The organism is Pantoea sp. Ft-CA_14 (assembly GCF_024520875.1).
GTDB classification, from domain to species: domain Bacteria; phylum Pseudomonadota; class Gammaproteobacteria; order Enterobacterales; family Enterobacteriaceae; genus Pantoea; species Pantoea agglomerans.
Window position 1 is genome coordinate 1 of sequence record NZ_JALNPM010000009.1, and the last position, 16264, is coordinate 16264.

Sequence of the window (16264 nt, forward strand, 5' to 3'; positions counted from 1 at the left end):
AGGAACCGCGCAGCGGCGCGAGGACCGCCAGCCCCTGCCCGGCACCAGACTGCGTTATCACCTGTCGCTTAACTGACCAGCATTATGCCAGTGGCAGCCTTTTTTGATCTCAGCGACCAAAGAGATCGCGGCGTTTAGGTTTCAGCGGCTGGGCTATCAGCACCAGCGCCGCGACCAGCAGATAACCGGCGAACACCACAATCATCCACTGCGGCATGCTGAGCGTCAGGAAAGTCCAGCTGCGTTCTGCACAGTCACCGCTGGCAAGAAACACCGACGGCAGCCATTTATCCAGCGGTAAGCCGCTGGGGAAGCGGGCAGCAAAATCACAGGTGGTGAAGGGGTTAGGGTGCAGCTGAATCATGGTATGTTCATAAGAGAGACGCAGACCTTCCCAGGCACTGTAGATCCACAACGCCAGCGCCGCCAGACGCAACGGCGATTTCGGCGCAATCGCACCAACCAGACCCGCGCCCAGCACACCAAACAGCGCATTGCGCTCATAAATACACATCACGCAGGGCTTCAGGCCCATTACGTGCTGAAAAAAGAGTGCTGTTAATTCCAGTGCAAGTGCAGTCAGTGCCAGTAGTAACCAGGCTCCGCGACCACGTGAGCATTGATTCAGATATCGCAACATATTGCATTCCCTGTAAACGTTAATGCCACGCAGTGTAAACCAAAAGCGTTTGCAAACCAGCCAGGGACAGGGAAAAATCGTGTGCAAACATGACCTGATTCTGATCCAGAGCAGGTTAAATGAGGATAAGCCAGACCTTATCTGCAGAACGCCGCTCAGTGAAGAGCGGGGAGATCCGCAGCGGCGACAGAGACGATCGCATGCGGTCAGGAGGCGAAACGGCAGGCGCGGGTTAGATGCTGCCAGCGTTCTGCGCTTTCAGGGCGGCTGAACGCTGACACTCAGCGGTGCTGTGGCACGCGCTATTTCAGCGCAGAAAGTCGTTCAGCCCGCCCGTGATCCTGAAGCCGCTGATACTGCGGTCAGCCATGCTGAAATATGCGCCTGCGCCCGGTTTTAATGGTTACGCAGGCTATATCCGCTATAGGGCGTCTGGTATGATGAGTGCCCATCATGATTAGAAAAGCAACGAGAACACATTGCTATGGTTATAAAGGCTCAGAGTCCAGCGGGATTTGCTGAAGAGTATATTATTGAAAGCATCTGGAACAGTCGCTTTCCGCCAGGGTCGATTCTTCCTGCTGAGCGTGAGCTTTCTGAATTGATTGGGGTGACGCGCACCACCTTGCGTGAAGTGCTGCAGCGCCTGGCGCGCGATGGCTGGCTGACTATTCAGCACGGTAAACCGACGCGGGTGAACGATTTCTGGGAGACGTCCGGCCTGAATATTCTGGAAACGCTGGCCCGTCTCGATCACGACAGCGTTCCGGTGCTGATCGACAACCTGCTGTCGGTACGCAGCAACATTTCATCGATCTTTATCAGCCGTGCGCTGCGCCATCATCCGGACAAAGCACGCGAAGTGCTGGAAACGGTCAGCGCGGCTGCCGATCAGGCTGATGCCTATACCGAGCTTGACTACCGGGTGTTCCGTGGTCTGGCGTTTGCGTCAGGTAACCCGATTTACGGTCTGATTCTGAATGGCCTGAAAGGGCTCTATACCCGCGTTGGCCGCCACTACTTCTCTAATCCGGAAGCCCGTCAGGTCGCGCGCGATTTCTATCTCAAACTGCTGGAACTGTGCGACAAAGAGCCCGGACAGGATGAGATTGTGGACGTGGTGCGCAACTACGGCCGCCGCAGCGGTGAAATCTGGCACAGTATGCAGAAGAATCTGCCCGACGATCTCGGCAGTAAGCGTTAAAAAAAACCGGACATCGCGTCCGGTTTTTTATTTTAACCCATCAGAGTGATGAACCGCGTGGTGGATTACGATCCAGCAACTCTACGCTGCCATCCTCGTTCTGCTGTTCCAGAATCACATCAAATCCCCACAGACGATGCACATGCTTCAGCACCTCGCGACGGCTCTTATCCAGCGGCGTGCGGCTCTGCGGCACATAGCGCAGAGTCAGCGAACGGTCACCGCGCAGATCGACGTTATAGACCTGAATATTCGGTTCGAGATTACTCAGGTTGTACTGCGCGGAGAGCTGCTGGCGAATTGCGCGGTAGCCCGCCTCATCGTGGATCGCGGCGATTTCGAGATAGTTGTTGCGGTCATCATCCAGTACGGTAAAAAGACGGAAATCGCGCATGACTTTCGGCGACAGGAACTGGCTGATAAAACTCTCATCCTTGAACTCGCGCATCGCAAAATGCAGCGTTTCCAGCCAGTCGGAACCGGCGATATCCGGGAACCAGTAGCGATCCTCTTCGGTCGGCGACTGACAGATACGCTTGATATCCTGCATCATCGCGAACCCTAAAGCATAGGGGTTGATGCCGTTATACCACTGACTGTTATAGGGCGGCTGAAACACAACGTTAGTGTGGCTGTGCAGGAACTCCATCATAAAGCGTTCCGACACTTTGCCTTCATCATAGAGGTGATTGAGGATGGTGTAGTGCCAGAATGTCGCCCAGCCTTCATTCATCACCTGGGTCTGTTTCTGCGGATAGAAATACTGGCTCACCTTGCGCACAATGCGCAGGATCTCACGCTGCCATGACTCCAGCAGCGGGGCGTTTTTCTCCATAAAATAGAGCAGGTTTTCCTGCGGCTCAGAGGGATAGCGCGCGGCTTCAAAGGTCACGGCCTCTTTCTCACGCCGTGGCAACGTTCGCCACAGGGTGTTCACCTGACTTTGCAGATACTCCTCACGGCTTTTCTGCCGCGCCTTCTCCTCCTGCAGAGAGATCTTCTGCGGGCGTTTATAGCGATCGACGCCATAATTCATTAAGGCATGGCAGGAGTCGAGCAGCCGCTCTACCTCTTCGACGCCATAGCGCTCTTCGCAGTCACTGATATAGTTTTTGGCGAACAACAGGTAATCGACAATCGACCCGGCATCCGTCCAGCTGCGGAACAGATAGTTATTTTTAAAGAAAGAGTTGTGGCCATAGCAGGCATGCGCCATCACCAGCGCCTGCATGGTCATGGTGTTCTCTTCCATCAGGTAGGCGATGCAGGGATTAGAGTTGATGACAATCTCATAGGCCAGACCCTGCTGACCATGCTTATAGCGCTGTTCGGTCTCGATAAACTTTTTGCCGAATGACCAGTGTGAATAGTTGATTGGCATGCCGACGCTGGAGTAGGCATCCATCATCTGTTCAGAGGTAATCACTTCGATTTGGTGCGGGTAGGTATCAAGCCGGTAGAGTTTAGCCACCCGGTCGATCTCGGCTAAGTAGACATCAAGCAGTTCGAATGTCCAGTCTGGTCCGTCATTGAGTCGTTTGCTGTCTCTGATGGCTTCGTCAAAGATTGTCGTCATAGCGCACCTCTTTTTTGCAAACCGGCTGACCCGAAAGACAACCCGTTCTGGTTATTTAAGGCTTCATCCTGAAAAAGGGAACCCGAAAAAAACTGAGCGAACACAACAATGATAGCCCACTGTCGCTTATCCGAAATGCGAACTCAAACGAATTCTTTGGCACAAAATCATTAAGAGTCGTGCGGCAGGGGATTTAACAGCCTTTAATTCTGACTATATTATAAATGCCGGTATCTAATGCTGTTTATAAGCGGAATGTATGGGGTTGAATGAATCTCCTGCAACAGGCAGATTTAACTGCCTTCGTTGTCATTTATTTCTGTGTTTAAGGATTAAGACGCATAAAGCGCTGAAATTGGCCGTGCGACAAGATTTTAGTTACCTGAAAAGTAAAAAAGATGTGAAATGGATGGTGAAATTCTGTGGTGGTGTCTGCTGTGTAAATCCGCTGACTATCATCAGTTGAACAGTGAATTATGCTTTTACAGGTCGGGTGGGGGAGCTATGCACGTTGTAATTCTTGGAAGTGGTGTGGTCGGGGTGGCAAGTGCCTGGTATCTGGCGCGTGCCGGACATCAGGTGACGGTCATTGATCGTCAGCCCGCCGCAGCGATGGAGACCAGTGCAGGGAATGCCGGTCAGATCTCTCCGGGTTATGCCGCACCCTGGGCAGCGCCCGGCGTGCCATTGAAAGCGGTGAAGTGGATGTTTCAGCGCCACGCGCCGCTGGCTATCCGGCTGGATGGCAGTAGTTTTCAGCTGGAGTGGATGTGGCACATGCTGCGCAACTGCGACATCAATCACTATCAGCAGAACAAAAGCCGCATGGTGCGGATTGCTGAATATAGCCGTGACTGTCTGAAAGCGTTGCGCAGTGAAACCGGCATCGCCTATGAGGGCCGTCAGGGCGGGACGCTGCAACTGTTCCGTACCCAGCAGCAGTTCGACAGCGCCAGCAAAGATATTGCGGTGCTGCGCGACGCGGGCGTGCCCTATGAGCTGTTGCAGGCGCATGAACTGTCTCGCGTTGAACCGGCACTGGCGGCAACCCAGCATAAACTCACCGGCGGATTACGCCTGCCCAATGATGAAACCGGCGACTGTCAGCTCTTTACTCAGCGGCTGGCAAAAATGGCCGAAGAGGCGGGCGTGGTCTTCCGCTTTAATACTCCGGTCGACCACCTGCTGCGCGATGGCAATCGCATCTATGGCGTGAAGTGCGGTGATGAGATCATCAAGGCGGACAGCTATGTGGTGGCGTTTGGTTCCTACTCGACCGCGCTGTTAAAAAATGTCATCGATATTCCGGTCTATCCGCTGAAAGGCTATTCACTCACTATTCCGATTAAAAATCCTGACGCCGCACCGGTTTCAACTATCCTGGATGAGACCTACAAAGTGGCGGTGACGCGGTTTGACGATCGTATTCGTGTCGGCGGGATGGCGGAAATTGTTGGTTTTAACACCAAACTCACCGAAGCGCGGCGGGAAACGCTGGAGATGGTGGTCAGTGATCTCTATCCTGAAGGCGGTCATCTCGCGCAGGCGAGTTTCTGGACCGGTCTGCGTCCGATGACGCCAGACGGTACGCCGATTGTGGGTGCCACACCCATCTCTAATCTCTGGCTCAATACCGGTCACGGTACGCTGGGCTGGACGATGGCGTGTGGTTCTGGTCAGTTGCTGGCCGATCTCATCTCCGGTAAAAAGCCGGCCATTGCGGCGGATGACTTAGCGGTGTTCCGCTACTTACCCGGTTTCGCGGCGACCTCATCGCCGCTGCGTAACGCCAACGCAACTCGTTAAGTATTCAGGGAGAGAGAGGATGTCACGTCCGATTGTCGCTACCATCAACCAGCAGGCGTTACGTCATAACCTGACTGTTGTTCGCCAGGCGGCACCCGCCTCCCGCGTCTGGTCAGTGGTGAAAGCTAATGCTTATGGCCATGGCATTGATCGCGTGCGCGAGGCGTTATCTGCCACTGACGGCTTCGCGCTTCTTAATATGGAAGAGGCGATCCAGCTGCGCGAACAGGGCTGGAAAAAGCCGATTCTGCTGCTGGAAGGTTTCTTCCAGCCAGAGGATCTGCAGCTGATTGACCGTTATCGTCTCACCACCAGCGTACACAGTAACTGGCAAATCAACGCGCTGGCCAGTGCCAGACTTGCAGCACCGGTTGATATCTATCTCAAAATGAACAGCGGGATGAACCGGCTGGGTTTTCGCCCGGAACAGGTCAACGGTGCATGGCAAAAGCTGCGGGCGCTCAGTACGGTAGGTGAGATGACGCTGATGGCCCATTTTGCCGATGCGGAAAATTCGCAGGGTCTGATTGCGCCACTGCAGCGCGTAGAGCAGGCGGCTGAGGGGCTGAACTGTCCGCGATCGCTCTCCAACTCCGCCTGCACCCTGTGGCATCCTGAAGCGCACTTTGACTGGGTCCGTCCCGGCATCATTCTGTATGGCGCGTCGCCCAGCGGTGACTGGCAGGACATTGCAGGCAGTGGCCTGAAGCCGGTGATGACCTTAAGCAGTGAGATTATTGCGGTCCAGCAGCTACAGGCGGGCGATGGCGTGGGTTACGGCTACCGCTATCACGCCAGTGCAGCGCAGCGAATTGGCGTGGTGGCCTGTGGCTACGCGGATGGCTATCCACGGCATGCCCCGACGGGTACGCCCGTCTGTGTCGATGGCGTGATGACTCAGGTGGTTGGTGCTGTTTCGATGGATATGATCACCGTCGACTTGACCCCCTGTCCCCAGGCCGGTATTGGCTCAGCCGTGGAGCTGTGGGGTGAGCAGGTGAAAATCGATCAGGTGGCAAAAGCGGCCGGAACGGTAGGGTATGAGCTGATGTGTGCGCTGGCACCCCGCGTTCCGGTCACGGTTATTTAAGCGCGGTCAGGCTGCCGCGCATCTTTCTGCTGCAGCGCCAGGCGATAAAGGCCAGCGCTGCACCCAGCAGCATCATCAGACTCAGCGACAGCTTCTCCGCCACCGGCAGCGCCACAATGACCAGGCTGCCTGACGCGCCACCGGCCATCTGAATGAATCCCTGCAAGGCGGACGCCACGCCCGCCTGTTGCTGATAGGGCTCCAGCGCATAGCTGGTGGCCGGTCCCACCGTAAAGGCCAGCCCGGCAACTGAAACGGCCACCGGGAACATGTAAAGCGCCCAGTGCGTCTGCATCTCCGCCGGGAAGATCTGCATCCCCGCTACCAGCAGCACCGCGCCCAGCAGCATAGTGAAGAATCCCATCGCCAGGCAGAAAGGGCGACCCGCTTTGCGAATCGCTTTATTGACGAACATGCTGACAAACATGATCCAGAAACCGTTGGCGCCAAAAGCAAAAGAGAACTGGATTGGCGTCAGCCCGCCTTCGGTCATTAATACCTGTGGTGCCAGCGACACGTAGGTCAGCACCATGCCCAGCGCACCGGCATTGGCGAACGCGAACGCCAGAAAGCGCGGCTGACGCAGGATCGCGACATACTGTTTAATCGGTAATCCTTTCACCCGCAGGGTATCCGCCGGGCGCGTCTCTGGCAGCCAGATAATCACCAGCAGCGTAATCAGCACGCCGTAGGCGCAGAGAAACCAGAAGGGTGCGCGCCAGTCAAAGGCGCTGGCCAGCAAACCGCCCAGCAGCGGAGCCAGGGCCGGGACGATGTTTAATGCGCCATTCAGGAAGCCATATGCACGGGCGGCATCATCACCGCTCAGGCGATCACGCACGCCGCTAAAGGCCACGACCGCGCTGCAGCAGACGCCACAGCCCTGCACCAGGCGGGCAAGGACGAACAGCGGGAATGAGGTAGCGGTGGCGGCGATGGCACTCCCCGTGATGTAAAGCGCCAGGCCCAGCAGGGCAATCGGCTTACGGCCATAGTTGTCCACCAGCGGGCCGGTCACCAGTTGTCCCAGCCCCATGACCAGCAGAAACAGGGGAATGGTGGTCTGCACCAGATTAACCGGCGTATCCAGCCCTTCTGCGATTTGTGGCAGCGTGGGCAAATAGAGATCGATGCCTAAGGGTGCCAGCAGCACCAGGCTTAATAACAGCAGAGTAAATTTTTGCATAACAACCAGAGGGTAAGCGTTCTGTTTAAAAACGATCGCAGAGGGTAATGATTCAGCGGCAAAAAAGATAGAGGAAGTCGTGCGGAAAGTGCGATGCCTGCTGTAAACAGGCATCGCAGAGGTCTGATTAGTAAGCGCCGTCGCGGCGTAACACCACGCCTGCGGTTTTGAACAGGATCGCGATATCGGTCCAGAGCGCCCAGTTTTTGACATACCAGGAGTCAAAATAGACGCGGGTGTCGTAGTCGATATCGTTACGTCCGCTGACCTGCCACAGACCGGTCATACCCGGCTTGGCCATCAGGTAGTAGTCGACATCACCGGCATAACGCTCCAGCTCAGCTTCAATCACCGGACGCGGGCCAACCAGGCTCATCTCGCCACGAATCACGTTCCACAGCTGCGGCAACTCGTCCAGGCTGGTTTTACGTAGGAAACTACCAATCCGGGTCACGCGCGGGTCATTCTTCAGTTTGAAATCTTTGTCCCACTCAATTCGTGCCTCTTCGCTGGTTGCCAGTAATTTCTCCAGCACCTCTTTGGAATTGGTCACCATGGAACGGAATTTCAGACATTTGAATTTTTTGCCATTCTGGCCCACACGCTCGTGACCATAAATGGCATTGCCGCCATCACGTTTTACCATATAACAGAGCAGGGCGAAGATTGGGCCGAGGAACAGCAGCAGCATCGACGCCACCACGATATCAAAGGCGCGCTTCATGAAACGGGAGGAGTGTTTCGCCAGGTTGTTGCTGACACGCAGAATCATCACTTCATGGCTGAAGATAAAGGACATGTCGGTGCCGTAAAGCGGCACGCCGCGCAGCGTCGGGATCACTGAAACTGAACGGCAGTTCATCTTGGACAGGAATTTCAGCCAGCGATCGCGCATCGGCTGCTGCTCATACTCCATCGCCACAATAAACTGCACGTTGTCACGGTCAATGGTCTGCCAGTTGATATCTTTCCAGGTGATCACCGGTACGCCATTCACGCTCTGCTGAGCCGGAACATCATCGACCGAGATAAAGGCCTGTACGTTGTAGCCCAGGATCTCTTCACTCTGCAGCGCCGCGTAAGCTTCGGTGGCGTTTCTGCCGGAGCCAATAATGATGGTCTCTTTCTGCCACTGACCCGCCTTGTGAATGGCGCGTTTAACCAGAGCACGCATCAGCGGCAGCAGCAGCAGGGCATATGTCCAGCTGAAGACCCACACCATGCGGGAGAAATCCCATTTAGAGAAGGCAATCAACGCGAGGTCGAGCAGCGAGAAAACAAATAATGTTTTAATGATCTCTTTCAGCTCAAACCAGAAGGGTTTGCGATAGGTGTAGTGACGCAGGCGTACCCAGAACCAGCCGGTACACATGACTGACATAATAAACTGTGCCACAAAACGATATTCAATTTGATGAGGTGGAATAAAGGTATCCAGCTCGCCCCAAATACCCTGTATCGTCGCGGCAGATAAAAACAGTGCGAGGTTAAGTGCAATCAGATCGGAAAAGCTCAGGGCGAATTTCACGATGATATTTTTACGCGTGCCGCTCCACGAGCGGCTCGGGCTATTCATTATCAATGTACTTGCCATAAAACCTGCTCTCTTTCTCAAGTAAAAGATGGCCTGACCAGAATCATGTACGCGCTCAGGGGTGGGCTTCTGAAAAATTAAAAAATAATTTTCAGTCTGTTGCAGTCAGTAAAGCCAGTGCAGCTGCAAAAAAGATAACGGCTAAAGCGTGATAGTACTCACGAAATGTTGCAGCATTGAGAATGAGTATGCAGGAGTTATTTGACAGAGTTAATACGGAAAAAATCTGAAAACATCAAAAGTGATTAAAGTTTTAAATAGCTAACTCATGGTTTTTACTGGATAAAATAAGGCGGGAGTTGGTTATAACCAAACTGTTTAAGACGCTTTTTAGGAATTACCGCCAAATCTTACGACTGGCGGTAGTGATAACAGACTCAGGCAGGTTTTTTTAAAATCCAGCGGTCCTGCTGTTTATCGTAATGACCAATCTGCAGATCCACCGGTTCTCCGTCAATCCATGCCGGGACGCTGGTATCGCGATCCCAGCCATCAAGTTGAGTAATTAAGCCGGGATTGGTGTGACAGGGGATGCTGACGGTGTCGAGGTTCTCACTGTCAAGATCGGCATCAACAATCTCATAACGACCAATTTTAACCACGTGTCCCATTCATTTCTCCCGTTTTTGCTGGCATAGACTTTTAAGCTTAGCGTATCGACAGAAAATAACGTGGCTGAATGATTAGGATTATTCCTTCTCTTCAGCCGGACGGACACCAATCTTCACAATACGGTTATCCTCTTTCTCCGCGACGGTCCACGTCAGCTGATTCCACTCAACCTGATCGCCAACCACCGGCGCGCCGCCCAGCATACTCAGCACCAGTTGTCCCAGCGACTGCTGATCGTTGGTGTTCTCATCCAGTTCCAGTCCGTAAATCTGCGCAATATCGCGCAGGCGAGCTTCAGCATCCAGAATAAAGTCACCAAAGAAACGCTGGTCGAGGGAAACCGGCGGCGACTGGCTGAACATCTTACCCAGCGCCGGCAGATCGCGCTCACGGCCAATCACGCAGATGACGTCGTTCTCCCTGAGACGCGTTCCATCATTCGGATGCATCAGCACATTGTCACGGAACAGGGCGGCGATGCGGGTCTCACGCGGCATCTGCAGGTCACGCAGTGCGGCACCGATGCACCACTTGTCAGCGCTGAGCTGGTAGACAAACTGCTCCCACGGATTTTCGGGGTGGATATCCAGACCGATACGGCTAATAGGCGATGCGGTAGGCGGCACCACCACTTTGGCTTTTTTCGCTGCAAAGCCCAGCGAGGTGCCCTGCAACATCAGAGAGACCAGCACCACAAAGAAGGCGATATTAAAATAGAGCGACGCGTTTTCTAATCCGGCCATCATCGGGAAGACCGCAAGGATAATCGGCACCGCGCCGCGTAAACCGACCCAGCTGATAAAGACGCGTTCGCGGGTGGTAAAACTGCGAAACGGCAGCAGACCAATAAACACCGACAGTGGGCGCGCCACCAGAATCAGCCACAGTGAGAGGATCATCGCCGGAACTGCGATATGCCACAAATCAGACGGGGTTACCAGCAGTCCCAGCACGATGAACATGCCAATCTGACTCAGCCACGCCATGCCGTCAAATGTCTGCAGAATGCCGTGACGGTTGCGAATCGGCCTGTTGCCCAGTAAAAAGCCGCACAGATAGACCGCCAGGATGCCGCTGCCCTCTAATACCGTGGTCAGGGCGAACACCAGAATGCCGCCACTCAACGCCAGCAGCGGATAGAGCCCACCGGCCAGACTGATACGGTTAATCAGCTGCTGCAGCGCCCAGCCGCCGCCCAGGCCCAGCACGATACCCAGACCAAACTGCTGCACCAGATGCACCAGGAACATCCAGTCAAGGCCGCTGCGGCCCTGTTCGATCATCTCAATCAGCGTAATGGTCAGGAACACCGCCATCGGATCGTTACTGCCCGATTCAATCTCCAGCGTGGAGCTGACGCGCTCATTCAGGCCTTTGTCACCCAGCAGGGAGAAGACGGCGGCGGCATCCGTAGAGCCGATGATCGCGCCAATCAGGAAGCCCTGCATCATATCCAGGTTAAACAACCAGGCGGCGACCACACCGGTTAAGCCTGCGGTAATCATGACCCCGACGGTCGCCAGCGACAGCGCTGGCCCCAGGGCAACTTTAAATGAGCTGGCTTTGGTCCGCATGCCGCCATCCAGCAGGATAATCGCCAGCGCCAGGTTCGAGATTAAGTAAGCCGCCGGATAGTTATCAAAGGCGATGCCGCCGATACCATCAACCCCGGTCAGCATGCCGAGAGCGAGGAAGATCACCAGAATAGGGATACCCAGTCTGGATGAGAAAGAGCTGAGCAGAATGCTCGATGCGACCAGCACGGAACCGATGATAAACAGACTGTAGACAATAGTGTGGTTCAAACCCGATCTCCTGAGATATGACAGTGCGGTGCAGCGACTGGTGACAAATATCCATGCTATCTCTGAAAGATAATGTTTTATCAAGGAGTTGTCATTGTGAAAATGATCATTATACGAATTGCTTAACAGCGTATGGAATCAGATTAATGTGAAGAATGAGGGGGTTGGCAGGCAAGGGGCAGAAAACAGACTGTTTTAGCAGGTTATTCGGAAGATAAAAAAAGCCGGCGATGAGCCGGCTTAGTGCATCAGGCTTCCGTTGCCTGTTTATGGAACAGCGATCGGAACACCGGGTAGATATCTTCCGGCTCACGAATGTGTTCGATAGCAAAGTTATCGAACGTCGACTGCAGATGCTCATACTCGCGCCACAGCGTCTGATGTGCACGGCGGGTAATCTCGATATAACTGTAATAACGCACCACCGGCAGAATATGCTTCGCCAGAATCTCATGACAAAGCGGTGAATCGTCGGCCCAGTTATCGCCATCTGACGCCTGCGCAGCATAGATGTTCCACTGCGCCGGGTCATAGCGCTCTTTCACCACCTCATCCATGAGTTTCAGTGCACTCGAAACGATGGTGCCACCGGTCTCCTGAGAGTAGAAGAACTCCTGTTCATCCACCTCTTTGGCCTGCGTGTGATGACGAATATAAACCACATCGACATTCTTGTAGGTGCGGCTCAGGAACAGGTAGAGCAGGATATAGAAGCGTTTCGCCATATCCTTGGTGGCCTGATCCATGGATCCGGATACATCCATCAGACAGAACATCACCGCCTGGCTGGAAGGCTCCGGCCGTTTCTCAAAGTTTTTGTAGCGCAGGTCGAAGGTGTCGATAAAAGGCACCCGTTCGATACGCGCCCGCAACTCGGCGATCTCTTTACGCAGCCGCTCCTCCTCCAGAAGCTGAGCCGGTTCAGAGTTCTCAATCTCCAGCAGCGTTTCTTCCAGTTCGTGCAGCATCCGGCGTTTACCCGCCGTCATCGCCGTACGACGCGCCAGCGAGTTCTGCAGCGAACGTACGACGCTGATATTGGCAGGCACACCGTTAGAGGTGAAACCGGCACGGTGGGTCTTATACTCATTCAACTGACGATGCTGGTTCCGGCGCAGGTTAGGCAGGGCGAGATCTTCAAACAGCAGGTCCAGATACTCATCTTTCGATATCTGAAAGACAAACTCATCCTGACCTTCACCATCCTGACTGGCATTGCCCTGGCCACTGCCGCCGCCGCCACCACCCTGCGGGCGCTCGACCCGGTCATTCTGCACAAAGTGGTCGTTGCCCGGATGGACCCGATGGCGGTTGCCGCCGCGTCCCTGATGGAAAATTGGCTCATTGATGTCGTCAATCGGGATAGAGACAGACTCACCGCTGCTTACATCGGTCACCGAGCGTTTATTGATGGCCTCGGAGATCGACTGCTTAATTTGCGACTTATAACGGCGCAAGAAGCGCTGGCGGTTTACCGCGCTCTTGTTTTTGCCGTTGAGTCGGCGATCGATGAAATAGGCCATGGTATTCCCCCAAACTACATTGTAAGCAGGCCGGGCGAACCCGACCTTGTCAGACCGGTATCACTTACCGGCAAGCTTACAGACTCTTATCAGGACGATTTACGCACACGCAAATACCATTCACACAGCAGGCGAACCTGTTTGCGGGTATAGCCTTTTTCCATCATGCGATCGACAAAATCATCATGTTTTTTCTGCTCATCGGTAGAGGTCTTGGTATTAAACGAGATCACCGGCAGCAACTCTTCCGTATTTGAGAACATTTTCTTCTCGATCACGGTGCGTAATTTCTCGTAACTGGTCCAGTTCGGGTTGCGACCGTTATTGTGTGCCCTGGCGCGCAGCACGAAGTTGACGATCTCATTACGGAAATCTTTCGGGTTACTGATGCCAGCGGGTTTCTCGATTTTCTCCAGTTCCGCGTTGAGCGATTCACGATCAAACAGCTGTCCGGTATCGGGATCGCGATACTCCTGATCCTGAATCCAGAAGTCGGCATAGGTCACATAGCGGTCAAAGATGTTCTGACCATATTCAGAGTAAGATTCCAGATAGGCGGTCTGAATCTCTTTGCCGATAAACTCAGCATATTTGGGGATCAGATAGCCTTTGAGGTGCTCAAGGTATTTCTCGGCCTGATCCTGTGGGAACTGTTCGCGCTCAATCTGCTGCTCCAGTACATAGAACAGGTGCACCGGGTTGGCCGCCACTTCGGCGTGGTCAAAGTTAAATACCCGCGACAGAATCTTAAAGGCAAAGCGGGTTGAAAGGCCGTTCATCCCCTCATCCACACCGGCGTAATCATGATACTCCTGCCAGGACTTCGCCTTAGGGTCGGTATCTTTCAGGCTTTCACCATCGTAGACCCGCATTTTGGAATAGATGCTGGAGTTATCCGGATCCTTGAGACGTGACAGGATAGAGAAGCGTGCCAGCGTTTCCAGCGTACCCGGTGCACAGGGCGAGGTCGCCAGCTCACTGTGATTAAGTAACTTGTCGTAGATTTTGATCTCTTCAGAGACCCGCAGGCAGTAGGGCACCTTGACGATATAGACACGGTCAAGGAACGCCTCATTATTCTTGTTATTACGGAACGTCACCCACTCTGATTCGTTGGAGTGCGCCAGAATAATGCCGTTAAACGGCAGCGCCGAAATCCCCTCGGTGCCGTTGTAGTTCCCTTCCTGCGTCGCCGTCAGTAACGGGTGCAGCACCTTGATAGGCGCTTTGAACATCTCAACGAATTCCATGATCCCCTGGTTGGCACGGCAAAGTGCGCCGGAGTAACCGTAAGCATCAGGATCGTTTTGCGCGTGGTTTTCCAGTTTACGGATATCCACTTTACCGACCAGCGCGGAGATATCCTGATTGTTCTCATCACCCGGTTCAGTTTTGGCAATCGCCAGTTGTTCCAGGATTGACGGCCAGACTTTCACCACTTTGAAACGCGAGATATCGCCGCCAAAGTCGTGCAGTCGCTTAGCGGCCCACGGCGACATAATCGTGCCGAGATAACGGCGCGGCACGCCATACTCTTTTTCGAGAATATGCGCATCTTCCTGCGGATTAAACAGGCAGAGAGGGTGGTCATTAACCGGGCTGCGTTCCCCGTCGGCGCTCAGTACATAGATGGGCACCCGCTGCATCAGCGACTTAAGCCGTTCCGCCAGTGAGGATTTACCGCCACCTACCGGTCCCAGTAAATAGAGGATCTGTTTCTTCTCTTCCAGTCCCTGAGCGGCATGTTTCAGGTAGGAGACGATCTGTTCAATCGCTTCCTCCATGCCGTAAAACTCCTCGAACGCCGGATAGCGTCCCATCACACGGTTGGAGAATATTCTGGAAAGGCGTGGCTCCTGAGCAGTATCGACCATTACCGGCTCTCCGATAGCCATTAACAGTCGCTCTGCAGCGTTGGCGTATGCACTGCGATCCTGCTTACAGATAGCAAGAAATTCCTGCAGTGTGAACTCTTCGTCCTTGGCAGCTTCATAACGCTGACGATAGTGATCGAATATATTCATAGCGATGCCCGTCCTTTCGTTTTTAGCACAGGTAAGGAGCGTAATTAGAGGCTTATAGCAGCTCCCGGAAGATATTCTCTGTTGAGTACAGCAACCCTTATGCCAACCTGATCTTTCTTATCGGGATACACAACTTTTATGGTTACTCTGCTCGTACAAAATGTCTGCTGTTACTTCTAACTGTAGATGGCTTCTAGGAAATTTCCTCCACGGGTTTGGGTTAATGAGGGGAAGATCAACTGTACAGCGGGTCTGTTGTGAGATGCGTTCTTATGGGTGATGCTTTAACTTAACGTGTTTTTAACCTTTAATGCCACTTTCATCGATCAGTCACTTAAAGGATTTCGATATAAGTTAATCCAGCCGTGAAAAAACGTTAGACTTCCTGTTTGATTGTTATATTTATGGAATGAATAAATTGTGAACCAATTCAAATTTAAGACGCTTGTTGCACTTCTGCCCTGTTATTTACTGGCCACGCACGCGAATGCCGCACCGCTTTCCATTGGCGCATCGGTGATCTATGCCGATTCACCTTATCGCGGCGGCCAGGACCGGTATATCCCGCTTCCGGTTATCAATTACGAGGGTGAAGACTTCTGGTTCCGCAGCCTGCAGGGCGGCTACTACCTGTGGAAAGATCCTCAGAACCAGCTGTCACTGACGCTGCTGGGTTCACCGCAGGAGTACAAACCCAGCGACAACGACCTGGGCGACATGAAAGGGCTGGATAAACGCCGCATGACGCTGATGGGTGGCGCAACCTATCGTCACACCGCTGACTGGGGGATTGTCCGTACCTCATTGCTGGGGGATGTGCTCAATAACAGCAATGGGATGATCTGGGACCTGACATACCTCTATCGCTTCCAGATGGGTGACTTCAGCCTGACGCCGGGCATCGGGGCCACATGGAACAGCGCCAATCAAAACCGTTATTACTATGGGGTATCCGGGCATGAAAGCGCCCGTACCGGCATCAGCCGTTACAACCCGGATGACAGCTGGTCACCTTATGTGGAACTGAGCGCCAGCTATCAGATTGCGCCGCAGTGGAATGCCAGCGTTATGGGGCGTTATATCCGTTTCGACAGCGAAATCAAAGACAGCCCGATGATTGATAAAAGCGGGCAGGCGTTAATCTGGACGGGTGTCAGCTATACCTTCTGATAACGCACCAAAAGAGGGCATTTATTGCCCTCTG

12 protein-coding genes are annotated in these 16264 nt (G+C 53.7%); 4 read left to right on the forward strand and 8 right to left on the reverse strand.

Features of this window, described 5'->3' with window-relative positions; translation table 11 throughout:
- Positions 1–109 precede the first annotated feature (109 nt).
- On the reverse strand, positions 110–640 hold the full coding sequence (gene dsbB / locus NR195_RS14200) for a disulfide bond formation protein DsbB (protein WP_010260580.1): 531 nt from the start codon (positions 638–640) through the stop codon (positions 110–112).
- A 484-nt stretch (positions 641–1124) separates the two neighbouring features.
- Between dsbB and fadR the strand changes: the two genes are divergently transcribed.
- Entirely contained in the window at positions 1125–1844 is a 720-nt protein-coding gene (gene fadR, locus NR195_RS14205; protein WP_010670276.1) for a fatty acid metabolism transcriptional regulator FadR, read from the forward strand.
- Positions 1845–1884: 40 nt separating this feature from the next.
- Here fadR and NR195_RS14210 read toward each other — a convergent pair whose 3' ends face one another.
- Complete coding sequence (locus NR195_RS14210; protein ID WP_022625556.1) at positions 1885–3420, reverse strand: SpoVR family protein; 1536 nt, start codon at positions 3418–3420, stop codon at positions 1885–1887.
- 504 nt (positions 3421–3924) lie between these two features.
- On the opposite strand from NR195_RS14210, the gene NR195_RS14215 reads away from it, so the two are divergent.
- Positions 3925–5226: a D-amino acid dehydrogenase gene (locus NR195_RS14215; protein ID WP_010260588.1), complete on the forward strand. Its 1302-nt coding sequence runs from the start codon at positions 3925–3927 to the stop codon at positions 5224–5226.
- A 19-nt stretch (positions 5227–5245) separates the two neighbouring features.
- Positions 5246–6316 (forward strand): catabolic alanine racemase DadX, encoded by a 1071-nt coding sequence (gene dadX, locus NR195_RS14220; RefSeq protein WP_158131647.1) that lies wholly within the window; start codon positions 5246–5248, stop codon positions 6314–6316.
- On the opposite strand, the gene NR195_RS14225 is transcribed toward dadX, so the two are convergent.
- The 6 genes from NR195_RS14225 to yeaG form a co-directional block, all read right to left on the reverse strand.
- Positions 6309–7502, reverse strand: a complete 1194-nt coding sequence (locus NR195_RS14225) for a multidrug effflux MFS transporter (RefSeq protein ID WP_033757871.1) — start codon at positions 7500–7502, stop codon at positions 6309–6311. The two genes, dadX and NR195_RS14225, sit on opposite strands and share 8 nt — an antisense overlap.
- Positions 7503–7629: 127 nt before the next feature.
- Positions 7630–9096, reverse strand: coding sequence for an undecaprenyl-phosphate galactose phosphotransferase WbaP (gene wbaP, locus NR195_RS14230; protein ID WP_029519111.1), 1467 nt, complete (start codon positions 9094–9096; stop codon positions 7630–7632).
- A 377-nt stretch (positions 9097–9473) separates the two neighbouring features.
- Entirely contained in the window at positions 9474–9707 is a 234-nt protein-coding gene (locus NR195_RS14235) for a DUF1480 family protein (protein WP_010260598.1), read from the reverse strand.
- Between the two features lie 78 nt (positions 9708–9785).
- Positions 9786–11513, reverse strand: a complete 1728-nt coding sequence (locus NR195_RS14240; protein ID WP_010670274.1) for a potassium/proton antiporter — start codon at positions 11511–11513, stop codon at positions 9786–9788.
- Positions 11514–11761: 248 nt separating this feature from the next.
- Complete coding sequence (locus NR195_RS14245; protein ID WP_010260603.1) at positions 11762–13036, reverse strand: YeaH/YhbH family protein; 1275 nt, start codon at positions 13034–13036, stop codon at positions 11762–11764.
- 89 nt (positions 13037–13125) lie between these two features.
- A complete protein-coding gene (yeaG, locus tag NR195_RS14250; protein WP_010260606.1) occupies positions 13126–15060 on the reverse strand; it encodes a protein kinase YeaG in 1935 nt (644 codons plus the stop codon).
- Between the two features lie 420 nt (positions 15061–15480).
- On the opposite strand from yeaG, the gene NR195_RS14255 reads away from it, so the two are divergent.
- Complete coding sequence (locus NR195_RS14255; protein ID WP_010260609.1) at positions 15481–16230, forward strand: MipA/OmpV family protein; 750 nt, start codon at positions 15481–15483, stop codon at positions 16228–16230.
- The last annotated feature ends 34 nt before the right edge of the window (positions 16231–16264 follow it).

What these genes read in the sequence shown, in the direction of transcription:
- dsbB (WP_010260580.1), bottom strand. Translation starts at nt 640, where the DNA reads ATGTTGCGATATCTGAATCAATGCTCACGTGGTCGCGGAGCCTGGTTA.
- fadR (WP_010670276.1), top strand. Translation starts at nt 1,125, where the DNA reads ATGGTTATAAAGGCTCAGAGTCCAGCGGGATTTGCTGAAGAGTATATT.
- NR195_RS14210 (WP_022625556.1), bottom strand. Translation starts at nt 3,420, where the DNA reads ATGACGACAATCTTTGACGAAGCCATCAGAGACAGCAAACGACTCAAT.
- NR195_RS14215 (WP_010260588.1), top strand. Translation starts at nt 3,925, where the DNA reads ATGCACGTTGTAATTCTTGGAAGTGGTGTGGTCGGGGTGGCAAGTGCC.
- dadX (WP_158131647.1), top strand. Translation starts at nt 5,246, where the DNA reads ATGTCACGTCCGATTGTCGCTACCATCAACCAGCAGGCGTTACGTCAT.
- NR195_RS14225 (WP_033757871.1), bottom strand. Translation starts at nt 7,502, where the DNA reads ATGCAAAAATTTACTCTGCTGTTATTAAGCCTGGTGCTGCTGGCACCC.
- wbaP (WP_029519111.1), bottom strand. Translation starts at nt 9,096, where the DNA reads ATGGCAAGTACATTGATAATGAATAGCCCGAGCCGCTCGTGGAGCGGC.
- NR195_RS14235 (WP_010260598.1), bottom strand. Translation starts at nt 9,707, where the DNA reads ATGGGACACGTGGTTAAAATTGGTCGTTATGAGATTGTTGATGCCGAT.
- NR195_RS14245 (WP_010260603.1), bottom strand. Translation starts at nt 13,036, where the DNA reads ATGGCCTATTTCATCGATCGCCGACTCAACGGCAAAAACAAGAGCGCG.
- yeaG (WP_010260606.1), bottom strand. Translation starts at nt 15,060, where the DNA reads ATGAATATATTCGATCACTATCGTCAGCGTTATGAAGCTGCCAAGGAC.